The following is a 13,955-nucleotide window of genomic DNA, read 5'->3' on the forward strand; positions in this document are numbered from 1 at the left end:
CGCGGCCTCTTCTCTCGGGGGGAACGACGAGACCTTCCATCTTCCGCCGGAATGGAAGGGCCGCCGACTCGCTAAACTTCAACACCCCCGTTTTCGGGGGGCAAATCCGTGCCGCACGGGCGGTGCGGCGAACCATCGTCCACAACCACAGAACAACACGGAGGGACATCGCATGACACCCGGACCTTTCACCGGCACCGAGCCGGACGTCGTGGTCATCGGCGGAGGCCCGTCGGGCTCCACGGTGGCCGCCTTGCTCGCAGACAAGGGCCACGACGTGGTGCTGCTCGAGAAGGCGCAGCATCCGCGCTTTCACATCGGCGAATCCTTGCTGCCGATGAACATGCCGCTGTTCGACCGGCTCGGCGTGCGCACCGAGGTCGAGGCCATCGGCCTGCGCAAGCACGGCGCCGAGTTCGTCTCGCCCTGGCACGACCACAGCAGCCATTTCGACTTCGGCCAGGCGATGGACAAGAGCTTTCCCTATGCGGTGCACGTGCGCCGCTCGGAGTTCGACGAGCTGCTGTTCCGCCATGCCGGCAAGCGCGGCGCGCGCACCTTCGAGGGCCGGCGCGTCACGGGCGTCGACATGGACGCGGGCAAGGGCACGCCCGACAACCGCCCGCTCGTGAAGGTCAAGGCCGACGACGGCACCGAGACCGAATGGCGCCCGCGCTTCGTGATCGACGCCAGCGGGCGCGACACGCTGCTGTCGAACCAGTTCGATGCCAAGCAGCGCAACCGCAAGCATGCGAGCGCGGCGCTGTACGGCCACTTCGCCAACGCCGAGCGCCGGCCGGGCCGCTTCGAGGGCAACATCTCGCTGTTCTGGTTCGACCATGGCTGGTTCTGGTACATCCCGCTGAAGGACGGCACCGTGAGCGTCGGCGCCGTGGCCTCGCCGGCGTACTTCAAGCGCCGCAAGGGCTCGCTCGAAGAGTTCCTCATGGAAACCATCGCGCTGGCGCCCAAGCTGGCCGCGCGGCTGAAGAACGCCACGCTGATGGAAGGCGCCACTTCCACCGGCAACTACGCCTACGACTCCAGGTTCTGCCGTGGCGACCGCTTCATGATGGTGGGCGACGCCTATGCCTTCGTCGACCCGATGTTCTCGTCGGGCGTGTACCTGGCGATGAACAGCGGCTTCGAGGCCGCGACCTGCGCCGACCACTGGCTCAAGGGCGAGGCGAAGGAGGCCGAGAAGGCCTTCCGGCATTACGAGAAGGTGATGAAGCACGGCCCGAAGATGTTCTCGTGGTTCATCTACCGCATCACCTCGCCCGCCATCCGCCGCCTGTTCATGGCGCCGCGCAACATCTGGCGCATGCAGGAGGCGCTCTTGTCCATCCTGGCCGGCGACCTGTTCCGCAACACGCCCATCGGGCCGCGCTTCTGGGGCTTCAAGGTGACGTACTACGCGTCGTGCCTCGGCATCCTGCCGCAGGCCGTGAAGACCTGGGCATGGCGCCGGCGCAATCTGAAAGAGTCTCTGGAAACGGCAAAAACTTAGCTTGCCCCCAGGCTGCGCGCACGTCGTGTCGCTTCGCCAACCCCCTACCGGGGGCAACACCTGAGGCCCGGCAAAGCCGGCTCCTCGGTGTTTGCTGGTCAATCCGGGGTCACCGTGTGCTGTGCCAGCGCCTCAAGCGCCTTCACCAGCGCCGAGTGGTCCAGCTGGCCATAGCCCATCGCCGCGCAGGCATTCATCAGCTGCGCCGCGTTCGCGGTCTGCGGCAGCGCCACGCCCAGCGAACGGGCGCTCTGCATCGCGAGGTTCAGGTCCTTCTGGTGCAGTGCGATGCGGAAGCCCGGCGCGAAGGTGCGCTTGATCATGCGTTCGCCGTGCACTTCCAGAATGCGCGAACTGGCGAAGCCGCCCATCAGCGCCTGGCGCACCTTGGCCGGGTCGGCGCCGGCCTTCGAGGCGAACACCAGCGCCTCGCTCACGGCCGCGATGTTCAACGCCACGATGATCTGGTTGGCCACCTTGCAGACCTGGCCGTCGCCCGCGCCGCCCACCAGCGTGACGTTCTTGCCCATCTTGTCGAGCAGCGGCTTCACGCGGCCGAAGGTGCCTTCGTCGCCGCCGCACATGATCGTCAGGCTCGCGGCCTTGGCGCCCACTTCGCCGCCCGACACCGGCGCATCGATGTAGCCGGCGCCCAGCGCGACGATGCGGCGCGCGAATTCCTTGGTGGCGATCGGATCGATGGAGCTGCAGTCCACCACGATCTTGCCCTGCGAACCCTTCAGGCCGTCGGCCACGCCTTCCGCGCCGGGGGCGCCGAACAGCACCTTCTCTACGTCCGGGGTGTCGGGCACCATGATGAAGACGATGTCGGCCTTGCGCGCCACTTCGGCGGCCGAGCCGCAGATGGTGGCCTTCGAGACGAAGGGCTCCGGCGTGTTGCCGTGCGTGTTCACGAAGAGCTCGTGGCCTGCGTCGAGCAGGTGGCCCGCCATGGGAGCGCCCATGATGCCCAGGCCGATGAATCCGATTTTTTGTGCAGTTGCTGCGGTGGTCATGTCTGTGTTTCCTTCGTGAACGTTCATTGCTTCTTCGTGAGGGCTTCGCGCCAGCCCAGGCCTTCGACAGTGGTGGCGCGGGGCTTGTATTCGCAGCCGATCCAGCCGTCGTAACCCAGCGCATCGATGTGCTGGAACAGCCACGGGTAGTTGATCTCGCCCGTGCCCGGCTCGCCGCGGCCCGGGTTGTCGGCCAGCTGGATGTGGCCGATGCGCGCCAGCTGCTTCGTGAGCGTGTTGCCCAGCTCGCCTTCCATGCGCTGCGCGTGGTAGATGTCGTACTGCACGCGCAGGTTGGCCGAGCCCACCTCGTCGATCAGCGCCAGCGCCTGGTCGGTGCGCGTGAGAAAGAAGCCGGGGATGTCGAAGGTGTTGATCGGCTCGATCAGCAGGCGCAGGCCCGCGGCTTCGAGCTCGCGCGCTGCCAGGCGCAGGTTCTCGACCACGGTCTTGTGGGCCGCGTCGGTGCTCACGCCGGCCGGCACCTTGCCGACCAGGCAATTGAGCTGCGGGCAGCCCAGCGCCGTGGCGTAGTCGATGGCGACGGCGATGCCTTCGCGGAACTCGCCGGTGCGCTCCGGGTGGCAGGCGATGCCGCGCTCGCCCTTGTCCCAGTCGCCGGCCGGCAGGTTGTGCAGCACCTGCTGCAGGCCGTTGGCGCGCAGGGCGGCTGTGAGTTCCTTCTTCTCGAAGGGGTAGGGGAAGAGGTACTCCACCGCCTCGAAGCCGGCCTTGGCGGCCGCCTCGAAGCGCTGCATGAAGGGCAGCTCGGTGAAGAGCATCGTCAGGTTGGCTGCGAACTTGGGCATGTTTCTTGTCTCCTCGGTCAGTCCAGCATCGCCACCGCGAGGGCCGTGGGTGCGTCGGCCGTGCTTTCGGCGAGTGGTTCGAATTCGTTGATGGCGTCGATCTCGGTGCCCATCGCGATGTTGGTCACGCGCTCCAGCATCACCTCGATGACGACCGGCACCTGGAACTCGGCCATGAGCGCTTCGGCGCGGGCGATGGCGGGCGCCATCTCTTCCTGCTTGTGCACGCGGATCGCCTTGCAGCCCAGGCCCTCGACCACCTTGAGATGATCGACGCCGTAGCTGCCTTCGATGCCGGCGTCGGCCGGTGCATTGATGTTGTCGAATGCCAGCTGCACGCAGTAGTCCATCTCGAAGCCGCGCTGCGACTGGCGGATCAGGCCGAGGTAGGAGTTGTTGACCACGATGTGCAGGTAGGGCAGCTTGAACTGCGCGCCCACGGCCAGCTCTTCGATCATGAACTGGAAGTCGTAGTCGCCCGAGAGCGCGACGATCTTGCGCGTCGGGTCGGCGGCGCGCACGCCCAGCGCGGCGGGAATGGTCCAGCCCAGCGGGCCGGCCTGGCCGCAGTTGATCCAGTGGCGCGGGTTGTACACGTGCAGGAACTGCGCCGCTGCGATCTGCGACAGGCCGATGGTGCTCACGTAGCAGGTGTCGCGTTCCAGGTGGTTGTTCATGCACTGGTACACGCGCTGCGGCTTCATCGGCACCGAGTCGAAGTTGGTCTTGCGCAGCAAGGTCTTCTTGCGCTCGCGGCACTCGCCGGCCCAGGCGCCACGGTCGGTGAGCTTGCCGGCGGCCTTCATTTCCTCGGCCACTTCGACGAAGAGCTCGAGCGCGGCCTTGGCGTCGGAGACGATGCCGAAGTCGGGCGTGAACACGCGGCCGATCTGCGTGGGCTCGATGTCCACGTGCACGAAGGTGCGACCCTTGGTGTAGACGTCGACCGAGCCGGTGTGGCGGTTGGCCCAGCGGTTGCCGATGCCGAGCACGAAGTCGCTCGCGAGCATCGTCGCGTTGCCGTAGCGGTGGCTGGTCTGCAGGCCGCACATGCCGGCCATGAGGGGATGGTCGTCGGGAATGGCGCCCCAGCCCATGAGCGTGGGGATCACCGGCACGCCGGTGGCTTCGGCAAAGCGCACGAGCAGGTCGGAGGCGTCGGCATTGATGATGCCGCCGCCGGCCACGATCAGCGGGCGCTCGGCCGCGTTGAGCATGGCGACGGCCTTCTCGGCCTGGGCGCGCGTGGCGGCCGGCTTGTAGGCCTTGAGCGGTTCGTAGGCGTCGATGTCGAACTCGATCTGCGCCATCTGCACGTCGAAGGGCAGGTCGATCAGCACGGGGCCCGGGCGGCCCGAGCGCATGAGGTGGAAGGCCTGCTGGAACACCTGCGGCACCTGGCCGGGTTCGCGCACGGTGACCGACCACTTGGTGACGGGCTTGGAGATCGACTCGATGTCGACCGCCTGGAAGTCTTCCTTGTACAGGCGGGCGCGTGGCGCCTGGCCGGTGATGCAAAGGATGGGAATGGAGTCGGCCCAGGCCGAGTACAGGCCCGTGATCATGTCGGTGCCCGCCGGGCCCGAGGTGCCGATGCACACGCCGATGTTGCCGGCGATGGCGCGGGTGTAGCCCTCGGCCATGTGCGAGGCGCCCTCGACGTGGCGCGCCAGAATGTGCGAGATGCTGCCGCGCTGGCGCATCGCAGAGTACAGCGGGTTGATCGCCGCGCCGGGCACGCCGAAGGCCTGCGTCACGCCTTCTTTTTCCATCACCAGAACTGCGGCCTGGACCGCTGTCATCTTTGCCATTGAAAGTCTCCTTGAGGTGGCCTCACTGTAGGAAGCAGGGCGCATTCCAAGAAGACGGCTGGGGACCATAAAACCTATTCCACCATGGAATAACTGGCTACCATCCGGCCATGGACAGATTGCTGGCAATGGAAATGTTTGTGCGCGTGGTCGAGACCGGCAGCTTCTCGAAGGCGGCGCGCGAGTTCAACACCACGCAGCCCACCGTGACCAAGCAGGTCGCGGCCACCGAGGCGCGGCTGAAGGTGCGGCTGCTCAACCGCAACACGCGCGGCGTGAGCCTCACGGAGCCGGGCGCGCTGTACTACGAGAAGTGCAAGACCATCGTGCGCGACGCCGAAGAGGCCGACAGCATCGTGCAGCTGCGCCAGAACCAGGCGCAGGGCCTGCTGCGCGTGGGCACGTCGGTGGCTTTCGGGCGGCGCGTGGTGGTGCCGCTGGCGCTCGAATACATGCGCCGACATCCGCAGGTGCAGCTCGACCTGAGCTTCGAGGACCGCTACGTGGACCTCATTGCGCAGGGCATCGACGTGGCGATCCGCATGGGCAAGCTGGCCGATTCGTCACTGGGCGCGCGTTATCTCGGCGCGAACCCGTGGGTCATGGTGGCTTCGCCGGCGTACCTGAAAAAACACGGCACGCCGAAGCGCGCGCAGGACCTGAGCGCACACGTGGCGCTGATCTACAGCAGCGTGGTGGGCGACGAGTTCTGGCGCATGCACACGCCCAAGGGCGATCCGGTGACGGTGCCGGTGTCGGGGCGTTTTCGCTCCAACAACCTGTCGGCGGTGCTGGCCGCGGCGCGTGACGGGCTGGGCATTGCGCTGATGCCGCGCTATGTGGCGAGCGAGTCGCTGGCTGCTGGAAAGGTGAATACCGTGCTGGGCGACCATGCGCTGCCTGAGCAGGAGATTCACGCGGTGTTTCCTTCGCCGAAGCTGGTGCCGGGGAAAGTGTCGGGGTTCGTGGCCTTTCTGCAGGGGCAGTTTGATGAAGGCTGGTGGGACGCCTGAGCCGTTTGTTCGGGGCGCGTGCACAGGACATCGGGTACTCCCCTCCGCGAATGTCCCCCGGGGCTGCGCCCCTCCTCCTTTATTTCGCTGCGGGGAGCACCCAATGCCCTGCGCACGAGGGCACGCTGTGGGTGAACGTCAGGCCTTCACGAAGGCGCCGTGCAGACCCAGTGGCAGCGCGTAAGGCAATGTCGCTTGCGCCACCGGCCCTGCTGCCAGGTGATCGGCCGCAAAGCACGACAACACCGTCCGCTGCTGGGAGAAATCCAGCGCCGTGCCCAACACCCAGCCGGGTTTGGTGCCGTCGGGCACGAAGACGTGTTCCTCGGCGATGGCCTGCGCGCCGTAGCTGAAGCGCTGGCTGCGTCCGGTCTCGATGTCGGTGCGCGCGACAGCGCCGAAGCCGGGCACGTCGGCGCGCGTCTGCGTGGCATGCACGACCTGGCGATGGCGCAGGCCAACGCGGCGCGGGTCGATGCGGGGGAACTCGGCTTCCAGCGGCAGTTCGCGCTGTGTGGCCTTGCCGGTGCCCAGGTCGAGCGTGGCGACGGTCAGGCGCGGCTCGTTGCGGCGCACGCGGCGCGCGCGCATCACCTCGCGGTTGCTCGTGAACACCGACTCGGCGCTCTGCGTGCGCACGTAGTCGATGTGGATGCGCGCGTCGCGCGGCGTGTCTTCTTCCCACGCATTGCCGACGTGGAACAGGAAGCCGGCCGGCAGCGCGAGCAGCTGGCGCTTGTCCCAGTCCTGCTTGTCGACCACCAGCGCGCGCATGCCGAGTTCGGGCCGCCAGACGTGGGCGTCGAGAAAGCTCGCGCCGGCCTCCTTGCGCTTGCTGTCGTACACCAGCGGCGGCATGAGGAACACCAGGTGCCGCGCGGTCACGGCGAAGTCGTGGACCATCGGCAGCTCGGGCACCGGCACGACGGCTGCGCGGCGCAGCGCGCCGCCGGGCGCGATCTCGTACAGCGCCAGCAGGCTCTGGCCCGAGCTCACGCCGAAGTTCCATACCGTGCCGTCCGGGTCGACCTTGGGGTGCGCCGAGAAGGGCATGCCCGCGAGGTCGGCGCGCCAGGTCTTCACGCCCAGCGTGTCGAGCGTGCGCGCATCGATGCGCGTGGCCGAGCCGCCCTCCCACAGCGCGAGCACCTCGCCCTGCATCGGCAGCACGCTGGTGTTGGCGACGTTGATGGCGTCGGCCGAGGTGGGCGGCTCGATGCCCGGCGGCATGGTGCCGAAGGCCTCGGTGAGGTGGCGGCCGGCCTTCACTTCGGCCACGCGCTTGGGCGTGGTGACGTAGCGGCCCTGGTGCTGCACGTCGGCGCCTTCGATCACGAAGCGGTGCACCATGCCGTCGCCGTCGAACCAGTGGTGGTAGCGCTCGCCGCCCAGGTCGTGGCCGGCCGGGCCGATGCGAAACAGCGTGCCGGCCACGGCGTCGGGAAAGCGCCCGCGCACGGTGGCGCGGGTCAGGGGCAGGTCGTTCGAGGGCGTGGCGAAGCCGATCTTCCACGGCGCGTCGGCGGCTTCGAACTGGGCTTGCCAGTTGTCGTCGGAGGTGCCCGCGGCACGCGCCAGCGGGCTGAAGAGGGGCAGGGCGCCGGCCGTGGCCAGCAGGCGCAGGAGTTCGCGTCGTTCCATGGCGTGCTCCTCAGCGCAGGTGGATGACGGCCTGCGCGTCGGCATCGACGCGCAAGGCTGCGGCCTCGAAGTCCGGGGCGCCGCGGTTGCCCTTGGCGTCGTTCGAGAAGCCGTAGCGTTCGATCGGCATGCCCATGAGGTTGGTGTCGAGCTTGCCGTTGCCGTTCTCGTCGGCGAACACGCGCAGCGCGTAGCGCCCCGGTGCCAGGTCGGTGAAGACGAAGCGCGCCTTGCCTTCGCGCAACGGCGCGGTCTGCGAAGCGACGGCCTTGCTGTCGGCGTAGCCGGCAGCGTCGGTGTACAGCGCGACGTAGAGCGTGGCGCCGGCGGCCGGGCCGTCGGCGATGCGCAGGTTCAGGTCGGCGGCCAGGGCGCCGAGCGGGGCGAGCGCGGCGGCGGTGAGCAGGGCGCGCGCGGCGGGGCGGAAGAGCAAAGCGGGAAAGTGCATGGCAGGCCTCGTGGTGGGTGGAGGGCCCGACGATCCCGCAGTCGCCGGGCGGCGCCCAGCGTCATGCGACGGAATGCGTGAATGCGCGCGCGAAATGCGCGCAGGCGGAGCGAACGCTGTGGCTTGTGCAGGGCCGCGACTGCGGTCAGACCTTCTTCTGGCCCACCTTCGCCGCGTCGGTCGTGTCCTGGGCTTCGTGGCCCGGGCCGACATGGCCGGCGTCCGCGAACAGGCTCCAGGCCGCCATGAACAGCGCCGCGATCACCGGCCCGATCACGAAGCCGTTGATGCCGAAGATCGCCATGCCGCCGATGGTCGACATCAGCACGATGTAGTCGGGCATCTGCGTGTCCTTGCCCACCAGCACGGGGCGCAGGATGTTGTCGACCAGGCCGATCACGAACACGCCCACGAAGATCAGCACGCCGCCCTGCCAGAAGTGCCCCGTGGCCAGGAAGTAGATGGCCACCGGCCCCCAGATGAGCGCCGCGCCCACGGCCGGCAGCAGCGACAGGAAGGCCATCAGCACCGCCCACAGCAGTGCGCCCTGCACACCGAGGAACCAGAAGGCGAGTCCGCCGATCGTGCCCTGCGCAATGGCCACGGCCACGTTGCCCTTCACGGTGGCGCGGATCACGGTGGTGAACTTGTTCAGCAGGTAGTGCGTGTGCGGCTTGGCCAGCGGCAGCGCGTCGCGCATGGTCTTGGAAAGCGTCGAGCCGTCGCGCACCAGGAAGTACAGCAGGTACAGCATCACGAAGAAGCTGATGACGAAGTCGAAGGTGTTCTGGCCGATGGCCAGCGCCTGGCTCGCGATGAGCTGGCTGGCCTGGCCCGCGATGGCCGAGATGCGCGCCTGCCAGGCCGCCATGTCGCCCAGGTTGAAGCGCTCCACGAGGCTCAGCAGCCACTGCGGCGCGGCATCGAGGATCTGCTGGAAGTAAGCCGCGAAGTTGATCTGGCCCGAGCGGATGCTCTGCGTGATCAGCGCAATCTCCTGCACCAGCGACACGCCCACCATCGCCAGCGGCAGGATCACGATGAACAGGCAGATCGCCAGCGTGGACAGCGCGGCCACATTGCGCCGGCCCGGCATCTTCCTGAGCAGCCATTTGAACAGCGGCGTGAACAGGATCGCCAGCGCCACCCCCCAGAGCACCGCGCCGAAGAACGGCATCAGCACCCACAGAAAGGCGACGGTGACAGCAGCAAGCAGGGCGAGGAAGACGCCGCGCTGGAGTTGGGGAGAGTTCATAAGTGTTCGGACTGTAGCCGAGCCGGAACCCACCGCCGTGTCAGCCGGCGCGCCCTTGTGCGATGCAGCAGGATCGTCCATGAAAAACGTCGCAGGCGCAGGACCGGCGGCGGGTGTCAGCTATTCAATTGATAGCTGGCGGCGGCACAAATGCACAGCGCTAGCGCTTGGCTGCGCGCGGCAGCGCCACGGGCGCCAGGGTGGCGCGCAGGCGGCTCGGTGCGTCGGGCTCGGTGGTGGCGTCGACCTCCAGCGCGCGCTCGACATTGCCGATGTGGTCGAGCATGAGCTGGCGCGCCTGCTCGATGTTGCCGCCCTCGAGCGCTTCGACGATCGCGCCGTGCTCGGCGCACGACTGCCCGGCCTCGTGCTTGGACTGGTAGAGCGTGGCGGCCAGCGTGGTGCGCGCCGTGAGGTCGCGCAGCACGTCGACCAGCAGCTGGTGGCCCATCTGCTCGGCCAGGCAGACATGGAAGTCGGCCAGCAGGAAGGCGCGCGTGGCGGCGTCGGCGCCTTCGATGGCGCGCTGCTCGTCGGCGATGTGGTCGCGCAGCTTGCGGATCACCTGGCCCAGCGGCCGGCCTTCGCTCGCGGCCAGAATGCCGGCCTCGACGATGCGGCGCGCCGAGAACGCGTCACGCGCTTCCTCGGCTGAGGGCTCCACCACGTACCAGCCGCGACGCGACTGCACCTCGACGAAACCGCGCGCCTGCAGCTGCATCAGCGCCTCGCGCACCATGGTGCGGCTGACCGAGAAGTTCTCGGCCAGCGCCTGCTCGCCGAGCCGGTCGCCGGGCGCGAGCTTCTGCGCGAGGATGGCCTCGACGACGCGTTCGGCGATGGCGGTGGGGCTGACGTCAGCGGGCATTTTTTTCAGTGGGCGGTGGAAGCGGCGGTGCCGGTGTTTACCACGGGTGCCACAGGCGCTTCAGCCAGCGGCTCGTCATCGGGCGAGTAGGTGCCGTCGAGCACGGCATGCGCACGCTCTCGGTCGATGTCGCCTTCCCATGCGGCGATGGCGACGGTGGCCACGCAGTTGCCGATCAGGTTGCCCAGCGCGCGGGCGATGCCCATGAACCAGTCGACCGACAGCACCAGCACCAGGCCGATGGCGGGAATCGCCGGAATCGCATGCAGCGTGGCCGCCAGCACCACGATGGCTGAGCCCGGCACGCCGTGCGCGCCCTTGGAGGTGACCAGCGCGATCGCCAGGATGGTCAGCAGGTCGGCCATCGAGATCGGCGTGTTGGTGGCCTGCGCGATGAACACCGCCGCCAGCGTGATGTAGATCGAGAACGCGTCGAGGTTGAACGAGTAGCCCGTGGGAATCACCAGGCCCACCGTCGAATCGCGGATGCCCATGCGGCGCAGCTTCGCCATGATCTGCGGCAGCACGCTGTCCGACGAAGTAGTGGCGAACACGATGGCCAGCTCTTCGCGCAGGTAGCGCAGCAGCTTCCACAGGCTGAAGCCCGAGAAGCGCATCACCAGCCCCAGCACCACGAACACGAAGATCAGCACCGCGCCGTAGAAGAGGGCGACCAGCATGCCCAGCTGCTTGAGCGAGCCGATGCCGTACTTGCCGACCGTGAACGCAATGGCACCCAGCACGCCCAGCGGGGCCAGCTTGATGATGATCCCCATGATCTTGAACAGCACCAGCGAGAGCGCGTCGACCACCGCCGCCACCGGCGCACCGCGATCGCCCAGCAGCGAGAGCGCGCAGCCGAACAGCACCGCGAACAGCAGCACCTGCAGCACGTCGCCGGTGGCGAAGGCGGCCACCACCGTGGTGGGAATGAGCTTCATCAGGAACTCGACCGTGCCGCCGCTGGTGAGCTTGTCGGCGTTGGAGGCGTAGGCGCTCATGGCGCTGGCGTCGAGCGCCTTGGGGTCGACGTTCATGCCCACGCCCGGCTCGAACACGAAGGCCAGCACCAGGCCCATCGCCAGCGCGATGGTGGTCAGCACCTCGAAGTAGATCAATGCCTTCACGCCGACCCGGCCCACGCGCTTGAGGTCGCCCGCGCCGGCGATGCCATGCACCACCACGCAGAACACCAGCACGGGAATGATCATCTTGATCAGCTTGATGAAGCCGTCACCCAGCGGCTTGAGCTTGGCGGCGAACTCGGGGGCAAAGAGGCCGACGAGCACGCCGATCACCAGTGCGATGACCACCTGTCCGAAGAGCGATTTGGCAAAGCGAGGCATGGAAATCTCCTGTCGTTGTCGTGTCGAGGTTTTGCATGCAAGGACCGCTTTTTCTTGCATACAAGAACTGTAGGCAAGAAGACTTCAGGAAGTTCAGAGGGTATTCCCGGGGCTTTCTGGCGCCCCCGAGGTGCCGAGGGCGCAGCGCGCGCCGCGTCCGGCATGGAATGCCGTTTGTGCAGGTCCTGTTGCCGGCTGCCGCGGTGTACGACGACCAAGGCGCACGTCACCGCGTTGGCCGAGGTCGCGAGCAGTCGACCAACTGCGCGATAAGTTCGGGAGGGCCGCTCAGCGGCCCGCGGGAGCGCCCGCCTGGCGAAGGGCGGCAAGAGCCGCTTCTTCCGTGTCTCTCAGATGCCGGTCCATCAAGGCGACTGCGGCATCCGCATCCCTTCGCAACACCGCATCGAGAATTGCCTGATGTTCGGCTTGGACATCCCTGGCCACCAGCGGGCCTTGGAGGCGGGTTTTTCTGTATCGCTGGGAATGGTCGACGAGTTGATTCCAGAATCGCAGCAGCCAATCCGAACCGCAGGCGCTGACCAGCGCGGTGTGAAACCGCCGGTGATGGGCCTCCCACTCCAACGCCAGTGCGGACCGTTCACCGAAATCTGGAAGCGGCGCGCGTGCGAGCACATGCAACGCGGCAAGCACCTCCGCCTCCCACTTTGAATCACCGCGCTTGATCGATTCGATCAGGCACAGGCGTTCGATTTCCCTGCGGGTCTTCATCAGGTCGGCCAGTTCCGCGGGGGAGGCTTCGAGCACTCGCGCGCCGCGGCGCGCCTCCATCGACACCAGCCCTTCGCTCGCCAGACGCGCAAGCGCTTCGCGGATGGGCGTCAACCCCAGTTCGAAGCGCGCTTCAAGGTCGGCCACGCGCAAGCGCTCGTTCGGTGCCAGTTCTCCCACAAGGATTTCCTGTCGAAGGCGCTGATACGCGCGTTCGGTGCGCGACCCCGCATCCATCGGCCCGGCTTCTACTGCAGACTGATTCATGAAGTAAATAGGTTTTTATGCGTAATGTAGATTTTCATGAAAGATCTTATATTTCATGAAATCACCGACCTTTTGCAAACGTGAAAAATTATCGCATGCAGGACTTCAGAGGCGACAGTGGCCTCGTGCCATGCATGTGCGAGCGGTGAGGCCGTTTTCCTCCACCTGCCCCCATCATGAAACTCAGAACACTCGCACTTCTTCTGCCCCTCGGCCTGGCGAACGGCTCCGCCTGGTCGCAGAGCACCAGCACCGTCTACGGCCTGATCGACATGGGTTTTGTCCACGAGAGCGGCGGACCCAAGGGCGCCAGCGTCAGCAAGCTGACAAGCGGTATCGCCTCGGGATCGCGGCTCGGCTTTCGCGGGACCGAAGACCTCGGCGGCGGGCTGTCGGCGTTCTATGCGCTCGAGATGGGGATCAACGCCGACACGGGCACCCTCGGGCAAGGCGGCCTGGGTTTCGGGCGGCAATCGCTCGTGGGACTTCAAGGCGACTTCGGCAGCATCTCGCTCGGGCGGCAGTACACGCCGGTCGCCCTCGTGCAGACAGAGACCGACCCCTTCGTCACCGGAATGGCCGGCGATTCCGCGAACCTGATCAGCGCGGGTGGCGCCGGCGGCAACAACCGCATGGACAACACCGTGCGCTATGCCTACACGGGCAAGTCGGGCCTGACGGCGGACGTGGTCTACGGGTTTGGCGAAGCCACCAACGACAGCCGCGCCCATCGCCAGTTCGGCGCCGCGGTCGGCTATGTCTCCGGACCCATCTACGTCAAGCTGGGATATCACAACGTCAACAATGCGAAAGCGGTGCCCGCCAAGATCACCTTCCTCGGCGCGAAGTACGACTTTGGCGTGGCGACGGCCCATTTCAACTATGTCGTGAACAAGGGGGCGGCCGTGTTCGGTCTGGTCAACGATGACTCGCGCGACGTGCTGGTTGGCGTTTCGGTGCCTTACGGCGCGAGCCGCTTCATGGCGTCGTACATCCGAAAGGACGACCGGACCTCCGCCAACAACGATGCCAACCAGATTGCGCTCGGCTACACGTACTTCCTGTCGAAGCGCACGAGCCTCTACGCCTCGATCGCCCGCATCCACAACAACGCCCGCGCTGGCGCTGCCACGGGCTTCTACCGTGTCGGCAATGCGACCGAGCAAGGCTTGGGCAGCCGGGCCTACAACGTCGGCATTCGCCATGCGTTCTGACCAAGCACTCCATTCCCTTTTTCTT

The 13,955-nt window shown here is 67.0% G+C and carries 12 protein-coding genes; 3 read left to right on the forward strand and 9 right to left on the reverse strand.

Going from position 1 to position 13,955, the window contains the following annotated elements:
* The first annotated feature begins 172 nt into the window (after positions 1-172).
* Positions 173-1,510, forward strand: coding sequence for an NAD(P)/FAD-dependent oxidoreductase (locus tag ASD34_RS14970; RefSeq protein WP_056578855.1), 1,338 nt, complete (start codon positions 173-175; stop codon positions 1,508-1,510).
* Between the two features lie 98 nt (positions 1,511-1,608).
* Here ASD34_RS14970 and ASD34_RS14975 read toward each other — a convergent pair whose 3' ends face one another.
* Genes ASD34_RS14975 through gcl form a run of 3 tightly spaced genes read right to left on the reverse strand, consistent with a single transcriptional unit; the run spans position 1,609 to position 5,146 of the window.
* The gene (locus tag ASD34_RS14975; RefSeq protein ID WP_056578858.1) at positions 1,609-2,526 is read right to left on the reverse strand and encodes a 2-hydroxy-3-oxopropionate reductase; all 918 of its coding nucleotides are present in this window, start codon (positions 2,524-2,526) and stop codon (positions 1,609-1,611) included.
* A gap of 23 nt (positions 2,527-2,549) precedes the next feature.
* A complete protein-coding gene (hyi, locus tag ASD34_RS14980) occupies positions 2,550-3,335 on the reverse strand; it encodes a hydroxypyruvate isomerase (protein ID WP_056578862.1) in 786 nt (261 codons plus the stop codon).
* Between the two features lie 17 nt (positions 3,336-3,352).
* The gene (gene gcl / locus ASD34_RS14985) at positions 3,353-5,146 is read right to left on the reverse strand and encodes a glyoxylate carboligase (RefSeq protein ID WP_056578865.1); all 1,794 of its coding nucleotides are present in this window, start codon (positions 5,144-5,146) and stop codon (positions 3,353-3,355) included.
* A gap of 110 nt (positions 5,147-5,256) precedes the next feature.
* Between gcl and ASD34_RS14990 the strand changes: the two genes are divergently transcribed.
* Complete coding sequence (locus ASD34_RS14990) at positions 5,257-6,159, forward strand: LysR family transcriptional regulator (RefSeq protein ID WP_056578869.1); 903 nt, start codon at positions 5,257-5,259, stop codon at positions 6,157-6,159.
* A gap of 138 nt (positions 6,160-6,297) precedes the next feature.
* Here the strand turns inward: ASD34_RS14990 and ASD34_RS14995 are convergent, their stop codons facing one another.
* The 6 genes from ASD34_RS14995 to ASD34_RS15020 all read right to left on the reverse strand — a co-directional run bounded on the left by ASD34_RS14995 (position 6,298) and on the right by ASD34_RS15020 (position 12,716).
* On the reverse strand, positions 6,298-7,800 hold the full coding sequence (locus ASD34_RS14995) for a carotenoid oxygenase family protein (protein ID WP_056578872.1): 1,503 nt from the start codon (positions 7,798-7,800) through the stop codon (positions 6,298-6,300).
* A 10-nt stretch (positions 7,801-7,810) separates the two neighbouring features.
* Positions 7,811-8,248: a DUF2141 domain-containing protein gene (locus ASD34_RS15000; RefSeq protein ID WP_056578875.1), complete on the reverse strand. Its 438-nt coding sequence runs from the start codon at positions 8,246-8,248 to the stop codon at positions 7,811-7,813.
* Between the two features lie 145 nt (positions 8,249-8,393).
* Complete coding sequence (locus ASD34_RS15005) at positions 8,394-9,503, reverse strand: AI-2E family transporter (protein ID WP_056578878.1); 1,110 nt, start codon at positions 9,501-9,503, stop codon at positions 8,394-8,396.
* A gap of 160 nt (positions 9,504-9,663) precedes the next feature.
* The gene (locus ASD34_RS15010; protein ID WP_056578882.1) at positions 9,664-10,371 is read right to left on the reverse strand and encodes a GntR family transcriptional regulator; all 708 of its coding nucleotides are present in this window, start codon (positions 10,369-10,371) and stop codon (positions 9,664-9,666) included.
* Positions 10,372-10,376: 5 nt separating this feature from the next.
* On the reverse strand, positions 10,377-11,717 hold the full coding sequence (locus ASD34_RS15015) for a C4-dicarboxylate transporter DctA (protein WP_056578884.1): 1,341 nt from the start codon (positions 11,715-11,717) through the stop codon (positions 10,377-10,379).
* A 288-nt stretch (positions 11,718-12,005) separates the two neighbouring features.
* Positions 12,006-12,716, reverse strand: coding sequence for a GntR family transcriptional regulator (locus tag ASD34_RS15020; RefSeq protein ID WP_082548708.1), 711 nt, complete (start codon positions 12,714-12,716; stop codon positions 12,006-12,008).
* A gap of 176 nt (positions 12,717-12,892) precedes the next feature.
* On the opposite strand from ASD34_RS15020, the gene ASD34_RS15025 reads away from it, so the two are divergent.
* Positions 12,893-13,930, forward strand: coding sequence for a porin (locus ASD34_RS15025; RefSeq protein ID WP_056578890.1), 1,038 nt, complete (start codon positions 12,893-12,895; stop codon positions 13,928-13,930).
* Positions 13,931-13,955 lie beyond the last annotated feature (25 nt).

The organism is Variovorax sp. Root473 (assembly GCF_001426505.1).
In the GTDB taxonomy this organism is placed as follows: Bacteria; Pseudomonadota; Gammaproteobacteria; order Burkholderiales; family Burkholderiaceae_C; genus Variovorax.

Excerpts from the sequence above, each read along its gene's own strand:
- ASD34_RS14970 (WP_056578855.1), top strand. The coding sequence starts at position 173 with ATGACACCCGGACCTTTCACCGGCACCGAGCCGGACGTCGTGGTCATC.
- ASD34_RS14975 (WP_056578858.1), bottom strand. The coding sequence starts at position 2,526 with ATGACCACCGCAGCAACTGCACAAAAAATCGGATTCATCGGCCTGGGC.
- hyi (WP_056578862.1), bottom strand. The coding sequence starts at position 3,335 with ATGCCCAAGTTCGCAGCCAACCTGACGATGCTCTTCACCGAGCTGCCC.
- gcl (WP_056578865.1), bottom strand. The coding sequence starts at position 5,146 with ATGGCAAAGATGACAGCGGTCCAGGCCGCAGTTCTGGTGATGGAAAAA.
- ASD34_RS14990 (WP_056578869.1), top strand. The coding sequence starts at position 5,257 with ATGGACAGATTGCTGGCAATGGAAATGTTTGTGCGCGTGGTCGAGACC.
- ASD34_RS14995 (WP_056578872.1), bottom strand. The coding sequence starts at position 7,800 with ATGGAACGACGCGAACTCCTGCGCCTGCTGGCCACGGCCGGCGCCCTG.
- ASD34_RS15000 (WP_056578875.1), bottom strand. The coding sequence starts at position 8,248 with ATGCACTTTCCCGCTTTGCTCTTCCGCCCCGCCGCGCGCGCCCTGCTC.
- ASD34_RS15005 (WP_056578878.1), bottom strand. The coding sequence starts at position 9,503 with ATGAACTCTCCCCAACTCCAGCGCGGCGTCTTCCTCGCCCTGCTTGCT.
- ASD34_RS15010 (WP_056578882.1), bottom strand. The coding sequence starts at position 10,371 with ATGCCCGCTGACGTCAGCCCCACCGCCATCGCCGAACGCGTCGTCGAG.
- ASD34_RS15015 (WP_056578884.1), bottom strand. The coding sequence starts at position 11,717 with ATGCCTCGCTTTGCCAAATCGCTCTTCGGACAGGTGGTCATCGCACTG.
- ASD34_RS15020 (WP_082548708.1), bottom strand. The coding sequence starts at position 12,716 with ATGAATCAGTCTGCAGTAGAAGCCGGGCCGATGGATGCGGGGTCGCGC.
- ASD34_RS15025 (WP_056578890.1), top strand. The coding sequence starts at position 12,893 with ATGAAACTCAGAACACTCGCACTTCTTCTGCCCCTCGGCCTGGCGAAC.